Below are 16,818 nucleotides of genomic sequence, written 5' to 3'. Positions count from 1 at the left end.
GCGCCGACCTCGAGACAAGGAGCACTGCCGGTGACCGCTGAGCTGCCGGACGGCAAGAGGACCCCGGGCGCCGACCTCCCGGACCACCCGGATTTCCTCTGGCGCATACCCGAGCCGAAACGTTCGTACGACGTGGTGATCGTGGGCGGCGGCGGCCACGGCCTCGCCACCGCCCACTACCTGGCGAAGAACCACGGCATCACCGACGTCGCCGTGCTGGAGAAGGGCTGGCTGGCGGGCGGCAACATGGCCCGCAACACCACCATCATCCGCTCCAACTACCTGTGGGACGAGAGCGCCGGCATCTACGAGCACGCGCTCAAGCTGTGGGAGGGACTCGCGGAGGAGCTCGACTACCCGATCCTCTTCTCCCAGCGCGGTGTGCTGAACCTCGCCCACAGCCTCCAGGACGTCCGCGACAGCGTGCGCCGCGTCGAGGCGAACCGCCTCAACGGCGTGGACGCGGAGTGGCTCGACGCGGACGGCGTCAAGGAGATCTGCCCGATCGTCAACATCTCGCCGGACGTGCGCTATCCGGTCCTGGGCGCCACCTACCAGCCGCGCGCCGGCATCGCCAAGCACGACCACGTGGCCTGGGGCCTGGCCCGCTCGGCGGACGCCGCCGGCATCGACATCATCCAGAACTGCGAGGTCACCGGCCTGGAGCTGGTCGGCAACCGCGTGGTCGGTGTCCGGACGAACCTCGGCCCCATCGCGGCGGGCAAGGTCGCGCTCTGCTCGGCGGGCCACACCTCGGTCCTCGCCGCCATGGCCGGCATCGAACTCCCCGTCCAGAGCCATCCGCTGCAGGCGCTCGTCTCGGAGCTGCTGGAGCCGGTGCACCCGACGGTCGTCATGTCCAACGCGGTCCACGTCTACGTCAGCCAGGCCCACAAGGGCGAGCTGGTGATGGGCGCGGGCATCGACGCGTACAACTCCTACACCCAGCGCGGCGCCTTCCACGTCATCGAGGAGCAGATGTCCGCGGCCCTCGAGCTCTTCCCGGTCTTCGCCCGCGCCCACGTGCTGCGCACCTGGGGCGGCATCGTGGACGTCAGCCCCGACGCCTCACCGATCGTCGGGCTCAGTCCCGTCGACGGTCTCTACCTCAACTGCGGCTGGGGCACGGGCGGCTTCAAGGCCACGCCGGGCGTGGGCTGGGTCTACGCCCACACCATCGCCCACGACACCCCGCACACCCTCAACGCCCCCTTCTCGCTCGACCGTTTCACCACCGGCGCACTCGTCGACGAGCACGGTGCCGCCGCGGTGGCCCACTAGGGAGCCCGACCATGCTGCTCATCCCCTGCCCGTGGTGCGGGCCTCGCGACGAGACCGAGTTCCACTACGGCGGCCAGGCCCACGTGCCCTACCCCGAGGACCCCTCGGCCCTCACCGACGAGGAGTGGGCCCGCTACCTGTTCTTCCGCGACAACCCGAAGGGCCCGTTCGCCGAGCGCTGGAGCCACGCGGCGGGCTGCCGCAAGTGGTTCAACGCGGTACGGGACACGGCCACGAACGAGATCCTGGCGGTGTACCGGTCGGGTGAGGAACGCCCGGCGACGCCCGGGCCCCGCCCGGTGCGCTCGGCCTGTCCGGGGGTACCCCTTCCGGGGGAGTCCGAGGACAGGACCCCTCCACCGCCGACGGCGGTGAAGGGGACGGAGCCCCTTCAGGACGGGACGGGCGGGAGCGGTGGCGGTGCCGCCCCCAGCAGTGGCTCCGCCGCGGGCCGGCCGTTCCGTCACCCCACCCGCGGCCGCATCCACCGCGACACCCCCCTCACCTTCACCTTCGACGGCACCGAGTACCAGGGCCTCCGGGGCGACACCCTCGCCTCCGCCCTCCTCGCCAACGGCGTCATCGAGGCCGGCACCAGCATCAGACTCGGCCGCCCCCGAGGCATCTTCTCGGCCGGAGTGGAGGAGCCCAACGCGGTCGTCCAGATCGAGGCGCCCTTCCCCGAGCCGATGCTCCCCGCGACCACCGTCGAGCTCTACGACGGCCTGGTCGCGAGCAGCCTCGCCGGCCAGGGCCGCCTCGCCGGCGAACCGGACCCCGCCCGCTACGACGCCGTACACGCCCACTGCGACCTGCTGATCGTCGGCGCGGGACCGGCCGGCCTCGCCGCGGCGGCGGCCGCCGTCCACAGCGGAGCCCGTGTCGTCCTCGCCGACGACCGACCGGAGCCGGGCGGCAGCCTCCTGGGCACGGCCGAACACCTCGACTGGGTGGCGGACGTCACCGGGCAGCTCGACAACGCCCCCGAGGTGCGCGTCCTGCGCCGTACCACCGTCTTCGGCCACTACGACGACAACCACCTCCTCGCCGTCGAACGCCGCACCAACCACCTCGGTGCCGACGCCCCCGAGCACGTCTCCCGCGAGCGCGTCTGGCGCATCCGGGCGCGCCGCGTCGTCCTGGCCACCGGCGCCCACGAGCGCTCGCTGGCCTTCGCGGACAACGACCGCCCCGGCGTCATGCTCGCCGCCTCCGCCCGTACCTACGTCAATCGCCACGGTGTGCTGCCCGGCCGCCGTGCGGTCGTCCTCACCACCAACGACAGTGCCTACGACGCCGCGCTGGACCTCACCGCCGCGGGCGTGGACATCGCGGCGATCGTCGACACCCGCCCCGAACCGGGGGAGTGGGCGCGGCGCGCCCGGCAGGCGGGCATGGAGGTGCTCGCCGGGCACGCCGTCACCGGCACGAAGGGCGACGCGCGGCTCACCGCGGTGACCGTCGCCCCGTACGGGGAGTCCGAAGGACAGCGGGAGTTCGCGGCCGACCTGCTGCTGGTCTCCGGCGGCTGGAACCCGGTGGTCCACCTGTTCAGCCAGTCGGGCGGCACGCTGCGCTACGACGAGGCACTGGGCTCCTTCGTGCCGGACACCTGCCGGCAGGCGGTCGAGGTCGCGGGCAGCGCGAGCGGTGCCCTGGATCCGGCCGAGGTCCTGGCCCAGGGCGCCGCCGCCGGCGCCCGCGCGGTCGAGGCCGAGGGCTACACCCCGCAGGAGCCCAGCCTGCCGACGGTGGTCGCAGGGCCGCGGCCCACGCCGGCGATGCACGTGTACGCCGTCCCCGGTGCCCCGGACTCGCCCCGCTTCGTCGACCTCCAACGCGACGTCACCGTCGACGACCTGGCCCGGGCGGCCGGCGCGGGTCTGCGCTCGGTCGAGCACACCAAGCGCTACACGACGGCGGGCACCGCCAACGACCAGGGCAAGACCTCCGGGATCCTGGCCGGCGGCGTCGTCGCCGAACTGCTCGGCGTGGACGTCTCCGCGCTCGGCACGACCACGTTCCGGCCGCCGTACACGCCGGTCTCCTTCGCGGCGCTCGCCGGCCGTCACCGCGGCGCCCTGAGCGACCCGGTCCGCACGACCGCCCTCCACGAGTGGCATGTCGCGCACGGCGCCCTCTTCGAGAACGTCGGCCAGTGGAAGCGCCCCTGGTACTACCCGCGGGACGGCGAGGACAGGGAAGCCGCGGTCCTGCGCGAGTGCGCCGCCGCCCGCGACGGCGTGGCCCTCATGGACGCCTCCACCCTCGGCAAGATCGACGTACAGGGCCCGGACGCGGGCGTCTTCCTCGACCTGCTCTACACCAACATGATGAGCACCCTGAAGGTCGGCATGATCCGCTACGGCGTGATGTGCCGCCCGGACGGCATGGTCCTCGACGACGGCACCGTCATCCGCCTCACCCAGGACCGCTTCCTGGTCACCACCACGACCGGGAACGCGGCCGTCGTACTGGACTGGATGGAGGAGTGGCTGCAGACCGAGTGGCCCGAACTGCGGGTCCACTGCACGTCCGTGACCGAACAGTGGGCCACCGTCGCCCTCGTCGGCCCCCGCTCCCGCGACGTCCTCGGCGCGCTGGCACCCCGACTGGCCGTGGCCAACGACGACTTCCCGTTCATGACATGGCGGGAGACCACCGTCGCGGGCATCGGGACCAGGGTGTGCCGGATCAGCTTCTCCGGCGAACTCGCCTACGAGATCAACGTGTCGCCCTGGGAAGCACTCACCCTGTGGCAGGCACTGCACGAGGCCGGTTCCCCGTACGGCATCACCCCGTACGGCACCGAGACCATGCACGTCCTGCGCGCCGAGAAGGGCTACCCGATCATCGGTCAGGACACCGACGGCACGGTCACCCCGCAGGACCTCGGCATGGGCTGGGCGGTGTCGAAGAAGAAGCCCGACTTCATCGGCAAGCGCTCCCACGCCCGCGCCGACACCGTCCGCCCCGACCGCAAGCACCTCGTCGGCCTGCTCCCCGTGGACCCGGCCGTCCTCCTCCCCGAGGGCACCCACCTGGTCGCCGACAGCGAACTGCCCCCGCCGCCCGTCCCGATGCTCGGCCACGTCACCTCCAGCTACCGCAGTGCCGCCCTCGGCCGGACCTTCGCGCTCGCCCTGGTCAAGGGCGGCCGTGACCGCATCGGCGAGCGGCTGTACGCGCCCGTCGGTGACCGACTGGTCCCGGTGACCGTCGCCAGGCCCGTCCTCTACGACCCCGAGGGAGCCCGCCGCGATGGCTGACACCGCCCTGACCGTCCCGCTCCGCAGCCCCTTGTCGCGGGTCGCGGACCGCCTCGCCGCCGCGACCCGCACGTCGGGGGGCGCGATCCGGCTGGCCGAAGTGCCCTTCCTGGCCCAGATCGACGTGCGCCTCGACGTAAAGGGAGCGGCGGCGGACGCCGTCGGGCTCGCACTTGGCCTGCAACTGCCCCTCGAACCCGGCACCGTCGTACGCGCCGGAGAACTGACCGTGCTGTGGCTCGGTCCGGACGAATGGCTGGTGACCGGCCCGACCGGCAGCGAACGGGACCTGGAGCGCCGGATCCGTCAGGCGGCGGGAGACGAGCCCGTCTCCGTCACCGACGTCTCCGCCCAGCGCACCACGCTCCTCGTGACAGGTCCCCGCGCCCGCGATCTGCTGGCGCACGGCTGCGCGCTGGACCTGCATCCGAGGGCCTTCGGCTCCGGCCGTTGCGCCCGGACGACCCTGGGCCGCACGCAGGTCGTCCTGGTCGCCCGGGACGAACCCAGGGCCGGGTTCTGGGTACTGGTCCGTTCGTCCTTCGCCGACTATCTGGCGGACTGGTTGCTGGACGCGGCGACGGAGTACGTCTGAGCGACCTCGGCGGGGTCGTCCCCCTCGTGGTGCACGCGATTCTCGACCGCGAGTTCTTCCCCAACTCCGTTTGAAGAACGACAGGTTTTCTGTCTGAAGAGGTCGTGGACAGGTGAGCCAGGTCTCAGGCGGTGTCCTATGTGGTGAGGCGATCGTTGGTCTGTTCATGGGGCGGGGTAAGTGGAGTTGGATTGTTCCGGACGGGCTGGAGCACAACAGTGAGTCGTGGGCGGCGCGCAAGCGGGAGCTGACGGGTTGTCGTCGTCGCGGTGGACGGGGTCGTTGACGAAGGTCACGCATGACCAGTGGGCGCTGGCCCGGTACGGCCGGCTGGCACACATCCGACAGCTCGAAGCCGGGGTGAGCATGATCCGGCACTGGCTGTCCCTCCCCCGTCGGGGAGAAGGGTTCGAAGCTTGCTCCGGGTGGTTACCGGAGCCGGCGGGAGTGGCGTCCAAGACCCGTCGCCTGCGCGTGCTGGAGGACCGAATGGCTGTGGCCAGGGCGGACTGGGGGCCAGGCGGATGCGGGTGGTGCGGGGCGGGGAACGGCCCCCGAGACCGGCGGAATGTATCGGGGCGCGATCAAGGACGTCAGCGCCTGGACCGTGGGTGACTTCAGGCATTTCGACCAGTGACATGCGACGAGGGCCCGGCCGGTCTGTCCCGGCGGGCCCTCATGGTGTCCTGGCGCAGGGGAAACGTCCTCAGAGCCCGAACGGGACGGGGCCGCCGAGCAGGGATGATGCGTTCTGGAGGGGGCTGAGCGTGCGCGGGGGTGCGGCCACCTCCGGGGTGCGGCAGGTGAAGCCGAGCCGGGCCATGGCCCGGGTCACTTCCCCGCTCGTGAAGTCGCGGCGGTCCTGGCGGGTGATGACCTCGCCGACCTGCTTGACGGGATAACGGCAGCGGCCGATGATCACGGACTCACCCGTGATCGGCTCCGGCTTGATCCCCTTCATCGACTCCAGCACTCCACTCTTGGAGAGGTCGAACGGGAACCGGGCGATGACACAGCGCATGAAGCCTCACAGGTAGCGGGAGAGCGCCGGCGGGGCCGGGGCCGGAACCGACGGTCGGGGACGGGACGGCTGGACCCTCAGCGGGAGAGGGTGAGAGTGCCCGGGGCGCGGCAGAGGCGGAGGACATCGCGCAGACGGATCCGGTCCGTGTACGCGGCCCCGGCGCGGACGACGGTGAGCTGGGCCTCGGTGACCGAGTCCGTGTGCTGGTCGTCCTCGTCGCACACGAGGAGACACCCGACACGAGCGCCCGCCATCACGGCCAGGGCCACCTCGACGGTCATGTCGCCCCCTACCCGTGGCCCGGACGCGTCACCCGGGTCGGCGACGACGGCTGGGAGGGTACCTACGGAACACGGCTGCGTCTGAGCGAGCATCAAAAGGTGCCTCCTGCGCGGTGGGTGTGGTGTGGAGCGCGGTGACCTGTCTTCGTTACGCGGTCACCGGTGAGCGGGATCCGCAGGCCGGCGTGCCGGGGGCCGAGCCGCCGGGCCGCGGCCCGGTCCCCGCTCGGTCCCGGCCACTGCCGGATACCCGGACTATTGCTGGGCGGAGCCGCGCGTGGCGGTGCCGGTGGGCCGACCCCGGCCGGAGCGGCCACGTCGGCCCCGGGAGGAGGCGGAGGCGCCACGGTGAGGACGTTCCGTCACCAGCGCGCGGATGACGACCGGCACGCCCGAGGGAGCCTGGGCGCCCGTGATGCGGCTCAGCTCTTCCTCACCCGAACGCACCTGGCTGGTCTGCGGGGTGATGCCGGTGGCCGCCATCAGTCGGCTCATGTCGCGGCGCTGGTTGGGCATCACCAGGGTCACGACGCTGCCGGACTCGCCGGCACGGGCCGTACGGCCGCCGCGGTGCAGGTAGTCCTTGGGGTCGGTCGGCGGATCGACGTTGACGACGAGGTCCAGCTGGTCGACATGGATGCCGCGCGCCGCGACATTGGTCGCTACCAGGACCGTCACATGCCCGGTCTTGAACTGCGTCAGGGTCCGCGTGCGCTGCGGCTGGGACTTGCCGCCGTGCAGGGACGCGGCGCGGACTCCGCTGTTCAGCAGGTGCTCGGTCAGCCTGTCCACCGCGTGCTTGGTGTCCAGGAACATGATCACCCGGCCGTCGCGGGCCGCGATCTCGGTGGTCGTCCGGTGCTTGTCCGCGGCGTGCACATGGAGCACGTGGTGCTCCATCGTCGTGACCGCGCCCGCGGGCGGGTCGACGGAATGGACCACCGGGTCGCTCAGGTAGCGGCGGACCAGCAGATCGACGTTGCGGTCCAGGGTGGCGGAGAAGAGCATGCGCTGCCCGTCGGGACGCACCTGGTCGAGCAGCGCCGTCACCTGCGGCATGAAGCCCATGTCGGCCATCTGATCGGCCTCGTCGAGGACGGTGATGGCGACCTGGTCCAGCCGGCAGTCGCCCCGCTCGATGAGATCCTTGAGCCTGCCCGGGGTCGCGACGACGACTTCCACCCCGCCGCGCAGAGCACCGGCCTGCCGGCCGATCGGCATGCCGCCGACGACGGTCGTCATCCGCAGCCGCAGGGAACGGGCGTACGGGGTGAGCGCGTCGGTGACCTGCTGGGCCAGTTCCCGGGTCGGTACGAGGACCAGAGCCAGCGGCAGTCGCGGCTCCGCGCGCTGTCCGGCGGTGCGGGCCAGCAGCGCGAGGCCGAAGGCCAGGGTCTTGCCCGAGCCGGTGCGGCCCCGGCCGAGAACGTCACGGCCCGCCAGCGTGTTCGGCAGGGTCGCCGCCTGGATCGGGAAGGGGACGGACACGCCTTCGTGGCCGAGCGCCGCCAGCAACGGTGCCGGCAGGGCGAGTTCGGCGAACACCTCCACGGCCGGAAGAGCGGGCGTGGTCGTCACCGGCAGCGCGAACTCGCCTCGCGGTGAGATTTGTTGACGTCCATAACCCTTCAACCGGGCGGGAGCGCCGGACCGGCCGGTGGAGGCGGCCCCGAAGCGGCTGCCGCCCCGTCGGGTGCCGGCGCCCTCCGTGCGGGTGCGGGTGAAGCGATCGTTCGTGCGCGTGCGGTTCATGCGGAACCTTCCTTGAACGGGCGCGTATCAAGGAATTCCTGCAGCGAACGACCAGCGCAGAGAATTGCATGAACGAGCCGAATGAAATTCGGCACCGAATCGGATCGGTGAAGAATTCTCGCGGGATGTGACGCTTGAGAAGTGGCGGCATCCTGGAAGCAGGGGAATGGCAGTTGAAGAGAAAAACGGGTCGCACGAGGTCCGGTAACGGGCGTCGAGCCGGCAACCGGCCGTGGGACGGGGGCGACCCGGATCGGGTCGGCGTGCCCCAGGAGCGGATCGGGCGTGGACCGGGTGTGGATCCGGATCGGCGTGGGCGGCAGGAGGTCGGAAAATGAGGCGGACCGGCTATCCGGGACCCGGAAGTGCGGTCGCGGGCCTAACGCGCCAGGGACTGCCGGGACGTCTGCGTCATGCGCCGAAAAGCGGCGAGCTGGGGCCCGCACCCCAAGGTGCGGGCCCCAGCTCTCCGTGCGTGCCGGTGTCAGGCGGAAACGATGTTCTCCGCCGTCGGGCCCTTCTGGCCCTGAGCGATGTCGAAGGACACCTTCTGGCCTTCCTGGAGCTCACGGAAGCCGGAGGTGGCGATGTTCGAGTAGTGGGCGAAGACGTCGGCGCCGCCGCCCTCCTGCTCGATGAAGCCGAAGCCCTTTTCCGCGTTGAACCACTTCACGGTGCCAGTAGCCATGTCAATTCTCCTTCGGGACGGTGCTCGGGTTCCGCATTGTGCGAATCCCGCGTCGCCGCGATGATTGCCCCGCCGGAAAATGAATGACCGGAAATACAAAAGAACTCCACCCGTAAGAACAGGGTGGATGCTCGCAAGTTTTTTGGGAACCACAACTGCAACTGCTATCGACAGTAGCACGGCACGGTCGACGGTGTGCGGTCGAAAATCTCACAACGCCTGTCGATCAAGAAAAACTCACCCCGCCGACGTCGGTTTCTTACGTCGCTGCGACAGATATTGGCTCACCCGGACCGCAGAGTTTCTTGCCAGGGGTTGTGCGGGTGAGCCCGGGACACGGGACGAAAATCGAATCCGCGTCGCACGGGTGACGAGGCCCGGCGACCGCACCGGCGAGGGCCGATCCCACTCGGTCGGGCGGCAGCGCGTGGGCGTGGTCCAGGAGCCCGCCCGGCAGCATCTCCCCGAAGCTCTCCGAGCGGTCGGGATCCCGGTCCTCGTACAGTCCGACGGTCATCCCGGGGCTCCAGGCAGGCGGCGGGGGCGACGCCGTGGGCCGGTCCGAGGACATCGCGGTGCGGTTTCCAGGATGCTCCGCGGCGGGCCGGGGCCACCACGCGCCCGTCGGCTCCGCCCGTCCGCTCAGGGTTCCTCGGCGTGGGACCCGGTGCCGCTCGGGGGCCTGCTGGTGGCCAGCCAGGACCGGGTCGGTTCGGCGGTACGGGCGGTGTCGACGGTGAGGTGAAGGCGGGTCCCCCCGCCCGGGGCGGGATAGCTGCGCTGCTCACCGCCGGCGAAACAGTGGCGGAGGACGTCGGCGACCATCCGGGCGGCGTCCGGGGTGGCGGCGACGATGCGGACCTCGGCGTACCCCGTCGGGGGCAGGGCCTCTGCTCCGGGCTCGTTGCGGTCCAAGACGGTACCGTCCTTTCCCAGTGGAGCTGCGTCCGCGGACATCCGGAGCGGGCCGGGCATGTCTCCGTACGTCCACAGTACGTCCGAGGCCGACGGTGCCGATCGGGTTCCCCGGCGGGGAGCGGCGCGTCCGTGCGTCCCCCCGGAGTACGGTGAAAGAACGGGGCCGTCGCCTCGCCCGCCGGCCCGGCGTCCGCCGAGGCACCCGGTCCGGGCGGCAGCGGCAGCGCCCGTGGACGGGCGGACCGACCATGACCGACTCAGGTATCCCTCCTCATCAGATCCCCGCACCCCCGCGTCTCCTGCCGGACGAGGTCCACCGGGCCGTCGGACCGGGCACCGCGCTGCTCCGGCTGGAGACGACGGGGTCCCGGCAGAGTCTCCTCGACGGTGCCTGGTGGCCGCGCTCACGTGATGTCGAGCGGGAGATCCCGCCGCTGATCACCGCCCTGTCCGAGCATCTCGGGCCCATCGCCCGGGTCGGCCTGGACGCCTCGGCCTGGAACGGAATCCCGACCCGGCTGGTCGTCGACGACCGGGTCGTACACCTCGATTCCTTCCCGGTGGGCGACGACACCGTGCTGATCACCCGTGGCGACAACGACCACTTCTCCCTCATGGTCGTCCCGCCGGACACGATGCCCGAGGCCGCCCGCACGGTCATGGCCCGCGCGGTCCTCGCCGACAATGTCACCCGGGCCGCCGAGATCCTCCTCGCCGAGATCCCCCGCCCTGCGGCCCCGTCAGTCGGCACCGTTCTGGAGAACCACGAGGCTTCATGCAGCTGACCTGCGAGAACCTCTGTCGAGGGTCAATGGACGTGGGCTGGGCCGATTCAGGGCGTGGGGCGGGCGGCGGCGAGTTCGTCGTCAGCTCCGCCCGGTCCCGCCCGAACCGCAGATTCCGAAGCCACCGATCAGCTACAGGGACAACCTCCAAGTCGTCGTCAAGCACCGTCCGGTACGTCTGACCGGACGGCATCACTACGGGGAACGCCCGCATCGGTATCTCCCGCCAGCGGCCGAGGGCCGCAGGTGTTTCCATGGTCGGGATCCAGGACGTGTTCCTGACTCGGCCGAGCTTCCAACCCTTCAAGCCCGGCTTGGAAACCGCCCTGCCCCGGCTGACCGAGGAGGGCCGGCAGTTCGTCACGGCGATGGCGGACAGCGCCGCCGCGGGCGGCGTCTGCCGCATCGCTCCTGTCGGTTCGCTTCCGTGCAACCCGGAGGGTATGGCTGACGGTCTCCACCGATCTGATGCGGAACTTGGCGAACTCCGAGCAGCGGCCGCAGCAGGGTCCGTCTTCAAGGATCATCGGTTGGTGGATCATGGTGGGGTGATACGCCGCCATGAACTCACCGATCCGGGGTGGGAGTTAATCGCCCGGAGCTGCCACCGCTCGACGTCGCCGTACTGGCAGGCCGGTTGAGGCAGCCGGCCTGCCGTGGCATCAACCCCGGCGTGCTCGCCTCGGCCGGGCGGCTGCTCACCCATGACGTCCACTGCGGTGCCGTACTGAATTCCGTCGTCCGCCTCGACCGCGTGCTCGTCGGACTCAAGGCGCACGCCGAGTCGTGGGTGCCGGGCGATGTGATGCCCCTGCACGCCCCTTTCGGCGAAGCCCACGTCCGATCTCGGTCGCCGGTGCGGATGCCAAGGAGTCCTCGGCTTCGTCAGCTCCCGGGATTCCGCCTTGTGTGGACAACACCGCGCATCCGGGGCGTGACGCGCGCCACAGGAACTTCGGGCGGGGCACGGAGAGTACCGAGTGTGAGTCATGAAGAACCAGAGGAATCCATGCGCGCGCGCATACGGGCGGGGGACCGGGCGGCGTTCGCCGAGCTCTACGACCAGTACGCGCGGGCGGTCTACAACCATGCCCTGCGGCTGACCGGCGACTGGTCACAGGCCGAGGAGGTCATGTCCGAGACGTTCCTCGCCGCCTGGCGCGGCCGGGAGCGGGTCGAGCCGGAGGGCGGACCGCTCGGACCCTGGCTGCTCGGTATCGCCACGCACAAGGCGCGCAACGCCAACCGGAGTCTGCGCCGACGGCTCGCCTTCCTTGCGCGCAGTCCGCGGCCGCGTCCCGTGGAGGACTTCGCGGAGGAGACGGCGGGGCGGATCGACGACGCCCGCCGGCTCGTGCTGGTCCACCAGGCGCTGGGCCTGTTGCGCCGCCAGGAACGCGAGGTGTTCGCGCTGTGCGTGTCGGCCGGCCTCGACTACCGGCAGGCCGCACAGACGCTCGGCGTCCCCGTCGGCACCGTGCGGTCGAGGCTGTCGCGCGCCCGGGCACGGCTCGCCCGGCTCAGCTCCGGGCAGGGCGGCACGGGGACGGAACCTCCCGGCCCCCGTGGAGAGATGGAGAGTGAGGCCGCGTTCGCGGCCCTGTTCCTGCAGGAGGAGACCCGATGAACGCCGACGGTCGACGGACCGAGGACGCGCTGGAGTTGCTCTCCGCGCCGGCCGAATGGGACCTCCCGCCGGGACGACACCTCCACTACAAGGACGTCCTGATGCAGCAGATCGACCAAGACCTCGGCCACGTTCCCGCCTCGGACCCGACCCCCGCCCCGGCACCGCGCCGCCGGCTGACGCGTCCGGCCGTCCTGGTGCCCCTCGCCTCGACGGTGCTGGCCGGAGCGCTGGCCGTGACCCTCACCGTCACCGGCGGCGGCCACGGTCCCGCGCCGACGGACCGGACCGCGACGGCCGGCGCCCACGCCCGGAGCGCCTCCGTCACCCTGAACCGGATCGCCGTCGCCGCCATGGCCAGTGACGCCACGCCGGTCAGGGACGACCAGTTCGTGTACGTCAGGAGCCTGACGGTGGAGAACAAGGGAACGTTCGAAGGGCCCGTGGAACTCGGAGCCCCGCACACGGTGGAGACGTGGACCTCGCAGGACCCCAGGCCGCTCAAGACCCTCGGCTGGATGCGCGAGTCCGGCAAGGACGCCGTCATGCCCGACGAGACCATCCCCATCGAGTCCTCCGACGCGGTCCCGGCGGGAATCGACCACCCCACGTACGCGTGGCTGTCCTCGCTGCCGACGGACCCCGACGCCCTGCTCACCCTGCTGCGCCGCGACGTCCGCGTGTCCGACGGGGAGTCCAGGGAACAGGCCGTCTTCTCCCTGATCGGCGACCTGCTGAGTCAGACGCTCATGCCGCCCCGGAACACCGCCGCGCTGTACAAGGCGGCGGCGAGGATACCGGGGGTCGAGGAGATTCCGAACGCCGTCGACGTGGCCGGCCGGCACGGGATCGCCATCACCCGCGAGGACGCCTCCTCCGCCACGCGCGACGAGTGGATCTTCGACAAGCACAGTCTCGCGTTCCTCGGCGCGCGCGGCTTCATCACCCACGACAAGCAGAAGGGCATCACGTCCGACACACTGATGGGCAGTACGGCCGTGCTGCGGCGCGCCGTCGTCGACCGGCACGGCGAGAAATCCGCAGGGGCCGACAGCTGAGCGGCAGGGGGCGGACTCCGTGAGGGCTCTGCGGGCCCACCTGGGGTCCGCCCCCGTCCGCCGGGGTCCGCGAGGGCCTCGATCGTGCCGGGGCCGGAGGTGAGGATGGGATGATCCTGTTCTCTCCGGTGCGCCTGGCGTCGTCATGGGTGCCGGATCGCCGGTGACCGACGAGGAAGACGAAGGACCGATGACGTTGAACGTGGGCCAACGGGTGCGGCTGGCGGCGGATCTGCGGCTGGCCGGGACGGTGACCCCGGCCGGGGAGCCCCCGGAGGAGACGGGTGCCTTCACCGCCTCCGTGGCCCTGGCGGCGGGTGTCGAGGGCACCGTCGAGCATGTGGACGAGCACCACCGGCAGCAGAGCCACGAGGTCCGTGAGTACCTGCGCCTCAAGTCGCTCCTCGACGACTTCGGCGACCAGATGCCACCGGCGAGCAGGAAGCAACTGGAGGAGCAGGTGGGGGCCTTGGAGGAGCAGTGGGCCGCCTACCGGCGACGGATGCTCCGCGTCACGGTCCGCGTCCGGCTCGACAACGGATTCGTCCTCGACGACGTCCCCGAGGAGGCTTTCGCCTCCGCCTGACCAGACGTCGGGACTCTCGCTTTCCGCGCGCCGGTCCGCCGGTCGGCTTGTCGCCCCGCCGGGACTCCCGTCGAAGGGGCCCGTCACATGGACAGCGAGAAGAGCCGTACCGGTCCTGGGGCCGGTGGGCGTCGTCGTGCAGGGCGTCAGAATCGGACAAGGGTGCGTCGATGAGTCGGAGCGGATGTCGGGGGAACAGCTGAAGGCATGACCACGACGCTCGGTGCCTTTGTGCTCGGTACTCCCGATCCTCCCGCCCTGGCCGACTTCTACCGGGCCCTGCTGGGCTGGCAGGAAGTCGATCGCGAACCGCAGTGGGTCCGTCTGAGGCATCCGGAGCGAGAACGTCCCGGCCTCAGCTTCCAGCTGGAGACCGACCACACTCCGCCGGTGTGGCCGCAGCGTCCGGGGGTCCAGCAGATGCAGGCGCACCTGGACCTGCAGGTCGACGACCTGGAAGCGGAGACGGCACGGGCCTGCGCCCTGGGTGCGACGCTGGAGGACCATCAGCCCCAGAAGGACGTGAGGGTTCTCCGCGACCCTCACGGCCACCTCTTCTGTCTGTTCCTTCCCGGCGCCTGAACACGGTGCCCGTCGGCGGACGCGCTGCCGGGTACGGGCCGGCTCCGCCGTCCGGCGGATATCCGCGGTACGGCCGCAATGGGCATGTCCCTCGCGGTGAAATCGACCAGCGATCTTGTCGGATGAGCTGGTGAATCAACACGTCTGCTTACTGGAATTGATCGTTCATCGCCGAACGCTTGCAGAAGGTTTGAGTCAAGTACCGAACATTCCCTAGGTGGCGGCATCTCCTTCTGGCCATACTCATTTACGCAAGGGCGCGAGACGAAGATTCACAGGGAGTATTGCTGCGTTCTCGTGAGAAGCCTTGAGGGTGACTGGCATATGTGATGCTCAGGAGATTCGGGAGTCGCACGCTACTGAAGTAGCAGACGTGAGCGGCCCCTTCCTTGTCCATGTCTCCTGCCGTTCATTGGAAAAGGAGGGGGAATGGCGACGCTTCCGACTTATCCGGGCGTGTACGTCGAAGAGCTTCCCAGCAGTGTCCGCACCATCACCGCCGTCACCACGTCAGTGTGCGCCTTCGTCGGCCGGACCCGTCGCGGCCCGCTGAACAGCGCCGTCACCGTCACCAGCTTCGCTGACTTCGAACGCCGCTTCGGCGGACTTGACCCCGACGGCGTGCTCGGTCACTCCGTGCGGCAGTTCTTCCTGAACGGCGGATCCGTCGCCGTCGTCGTACGGGTGGACTCGGGCAGCGGATCATCGGCCGCCGTGCGCCTGTCCTCCGCCGAGATCACTCCCGCGGCCGCCGTGCTGGAGATCACCGCGAAAGAACCCGGCACCTGGGGATCGGGACTGCGCGTCTCGGTCGACTACGACACGGAAGACCCGGAGAAAACCTACAACCTACGCGTTTTTGATTCTTCGGGCGCCGTACAGGAGTCGTTCACCGGACTCGGTACCGCGGAGAGCGACCCGCGGTCCGCGGATTCCATGGTCAATTCCAGTTCCGCGGTGATTCGGATCGCGGTCCTGAACCGGGACGGCCGTCCGAATCCGGTGGGAACGGTGTCCAAGAAGTTCGACTCCGTTCCGGCGGCCGACGTCCTTTCCCGGGACGTCGACGTGAAGATCGGCGAAAAGTCGCACACCTTCAAGATCTACGACCAGGAGAAGGACGGGGACACCGCGCCGGCCACCGTCACCGCGCTCGCGCTGCTGCTGGAGCGCAAGCTGCGGGCCCTGCCGGACCTGCCGGGCAAGCGTGTGTTCGCGGGCGCCCGGGTGACCGCCTTCGGCCGGCGACTGCAAGTGGTCGCGGGTTCCGACAGCCCCGACGACCTCGTGCGCTTCACCGGCGAGAACGCCAACGACCTCGGGCTCGAAGGCTCGGTGAACCCGCCCGTGTTCCTCCTGGAGGGCGGTGCCGACGGTGGCGCTCCCGGTGCCGCCGACCTCATGGGCAGCGAGGCCGGCAAGACCGGCATCCACGCGCTGCGCGCGGTCCAGGACGTCAACCTGCTCGCCCTGCCCGAACTCGCCGGGTACGACAGCACCGACGACATGCTCGCCGTGATCTCCGCGGCCGACGCGCTGTGCCGTGAGAAGAGGATGTTCCTGCTCGTCGACGCCCCCGCCCACTGGACGGACATCGACGCCGCACGCGTGGGCCGTGCCGACTTCGACGTGGTCCGCAGCGATCACGCGGCCCTGTACTTCCCCCAGGTCGAGGTGGTCGACCCGCTCACCGGGCGGCTGCGCGGCTTCCCGCCCTCCGGCACCGTCGCCGGGATCATGGCGCGCACCGACAGTGAGCGCGGGGTCTGGAAGGCACCGGCCGGTACCGAGGCGCTGCTCAACGGCGTCCGGTCGCTCACCGTCCCGATGACCGACCGCGAGAACGGCCTGCTCAACCCCGTCGCCGTCAACTGCCTGCGGACCTTCCCGGTGGTCGGCCCGGTGATCTGGGGCGCACGCACGCTGGACGGCTCCGACGCGCTGGGCTCCCAGTGGAAGTACGTGCCCGTGCGGCGTCTCGCGCTCATGCTGGAGGAGAGCCTGTACCGCGGCACGCAGTGGGTCGTCTTCGAACCCAACGACGAGCGGCTGTGGGCGCAGATCCGGCTGAACGTCGGCGCGTTCCTCCACACGCTGTTCCGGCAGGGGGCCTTCCAGGGCACCTCGCCGCGGGAGGCGTACTTCGTCAAGGTCGACAAGGACACCACCACCCAGGACGACGTCAACAGGGGCGTGGTCAACGTCGTCGTCGGCTTCGCGCCGCTGAAGCCGGCCGAGTTCGTGATCGTCAAGATCGAGCAGATGGCCGGGCAGGTCCTGACCTAGGCCGTCCGGCCGATCTCCCCTTCCCGGCCCGACCCGTCACCCGTCGGACATGCGCCAGCGGTTGCCCCGGCGCGGAGGCACGAAAG

The 16,818-nt window shown here is 70.6% G+C and carries 15 protein-coding genes and 1 pseudogene; 11 read left to right on the top strand and 5 right to left on the bottom strand.

Going from position 1 to position 16,818, the window contains the following annotated elements; all coding sequences use genetic code 11:
- The first annotated feature begins 30 nt into the window (after positions 1-30).
- The 4 genes and pseudogenes from ACICHK_RS01165 to ACICHK_RS01150 form a co-directional block, all read left to right on the top strand.
- Entirely contained in the window at positions 31-1,281 is a 1,251-nt protein-coding gene (locus tag ACICHK_RS01165; protein ID WP_406835097.1) for a sarcosine oxidase subunit beta family protein, read from the top strand.
- An 11-nt stretch (positions 1,282-1,292) separates the two neighbouring features.
- Positions 1,293-4,550, top strand: coding sequence for a sarcosine oxidase subunit delta family protein (locus tag ACICHK_RS01160; protein ID WP_406835095.1), 3,258 nt, complete (start codon positions 1,293-1,295; stop codon positions 4,548-4,550).
- Positions 4,543-5,145: a sarcosine oxidase subunit gamma gene (locus ACICHK_RS01155; protein ID WP_406835093.1), complete on the top strand. Its 603-nt coding sequence runs from the start codon at positions 4,543-4,545 to the stop codon at positions 5,143-5,145. The genes ACICHK_RS01160 and ACICHK_RS01155 overlap by 8 nt, the downstream gene beginning before the upstream one ends.
- A 199-nt stretch (positions 5,146-5,344) precedes the next feature.
- Positions 5,345-5,696: pseudogene (locus ACICHK_RS01150) on the top strand (IS200/IS605 family accessory protein TnpB-related protein); the annotation flags it as partial.
- Between the two features lie 155 nt (positions 5,697-5,851).
- Here the strand turns inward: ACICHK_RS01150 and ACICHK_RS01145 are convergent.
- The 5 genes from ACICHK_RS01145 to ACICHK_RS01125 all read right to left on the bottom strand — a co-directional run bounded on the left by ACICHK_RS01145 (position 5,852) and on the right by ACICHK_RS01125 (position 9,805).
- Positions 5,852-6,166 carry an SCO5918 family protein gene (locus ACICHK_RS01145; protein WP_406835091.1) on the bottom strand — a complete coding sequence of 105 codons (315 nt, stop codon included), beginning with the start codon at positions 6,164-6,166 and terminating at the stop codon, positions 5,852-5,854.
- A gap of 77 nt (positions 6,167-6,243) precedes the next feature.
- Positions 6,244-6,450, bottom strand: a complete 207-nt coding sequence (locus ACICHK_RS01140) for a hypothetical protein (RefSeq protein ID WP_406835089.1) — start codon at positions 6,448-6,450, stop codon at positions 6,244-6,246.
- Positions 6,451-6,705: 255 nt separating this feature from the next.
- Positions 6,706-8,202 carry a DEAD/DEAH box helicase gene (locus tag ACICHK_RS01135; protein WP_406835087.1) on the bottom strand — a complete coding sequence of 499 codons (1,497 nt, stop codon included), beginning with the start codon at positions 8,200-8,202 and terminating at the stop codon, positions 6,706-6,708.
- 484 nt (positions 8,203-8,686) lie between these two features.
- Positions 8,687-8,890 carry a cold-shock protein gene (locus tag ACICHK_RS01130; protein ID WP_406835085.1) on the bottom strand — a complete coding sequence of 68 codons (204 nt, stop codon included), beginning with the start codon at positions 8,888-8,890 and terminating at the stop codon, positions 8,687-8,689.
- 642 nt (positions 8,891-9,532) lie between these two features.
- On the bottom strand, positions 9,533-9,805 hold the full coding sequence (locus ACICHK_RS01125) for a hypothetical protein (protein ID WP_406835083.1): 273 nt from the start codon (positions 9,803-9,805) through the stop codon (positions 9,533-9,535).
- A 251-nt stretch (positions 9,806-10,056) separates the two neighbouring features.
- Here ACICHK_RS01125 and ACICHK_RS01120 point away from each other — a divergent pair, with 251 nt between their 5' ends.
- The 7 genes from ACICHK_RS01120 (at position 10,057) to ACICHK_RS01090 (ending at position 16,732) form a co-directional block, all read left to right on the top strand.
- Positions 10,057-10,593 carry a DUF5994 family protein gene (locus tag ACICHK_RS01120; RefSeq protein WP_406835081.1) on the top strand — a complete coding sequence of 179 codons (537 nt, stop codon included), beginning with the start codon at positions 10,057-10,059 and terminating at the stop codon, positions 10,591-10,593.
- Positions 10,594-10,847: 254 nt separating this feature from the next.
- Positions 10,848-11,234 carry a hypothetical protein gene (locus ACICHK_RS01115; protein WP_406835079.1) on the top strand — a complete coding sequence of 129 codons (387 nt, stop codon included), beginning with the start codon at positions 10,848-10,850 and terminating at the stop codon, positions 11,232-11,234.
- Positions 11,235-11,602: 368 nt separating this feature from the next.
- A complete protein-coding gene (locus tag ACICHK_RS01110; RefSeq protein WP_406835077.1) occupies positions 11,603-12,220 on the top strand; it encodes an RNA polymerase sigma factor in 618 nt (205 codons plus the stop codon).
- Entirely contained in the window at positions 12,217-13,278 is a 1,062-nt protein-coding gene (locus ACICHK_RS01105; protein WP_406835075.1) for a CU044_5270 family protein, read from the top strand. The genes ACICHK_RS01110 and ACICHK_RS01105 overlap by 4 nt, the downstream gene beginning before the upstream one ends.
- 190 nt (positions 13,279-13,468) lie before the next feature.
- Entirely contained in the window at positions 13,469-13,864 is a 396-nt protein-coding gene (locus ACICHK_RS01100; RefSeq protein WP_406835073.1) for a hypothetical protein, read from the top strand.
- A gap of 207 nt (positions 13,865-14,071) precedes the next feature.
- A complete protein-coding gene (locus ACICHK_RS01095) occupies positions 14,072-14,446 on the top strand; it encodes a VOC family protein (protein WP_406835071.1) in 375 nt (124 codons plus the stop codon).
- Positions 14,447-14,875: 429 nt separating this feature from the next.
- Positions 14,876-16,732 carry a phage tail sheath family protein gene (locus ACICHK_RS01090; RefSeq protein ID WP_406835069.1) on the top strand — a complete coding sequence of 619 codons (1,857 nt, stop codon included), beginning with the start codon at positions 14,876-14,878 and terminating at the stop codon, positions 16,730-16,732.
- Positions 16,733-16,818 lie beyond the last annotated feature (86 nt).

It is taken from the genome of Streptomyces sp. AHU1 (assembly GCF_045343905.1).
GTDB lineage: Bacteria > Actinomycetota > Actinomycetes > Streptomycetales > Streptomycetaceae > Streptomyces > Streptomyces triticiradicis.
Note: the sequence above shows the minus strand (reverse complement) of the source record. Positions and strands in the feature narration are given on the sequence as shown.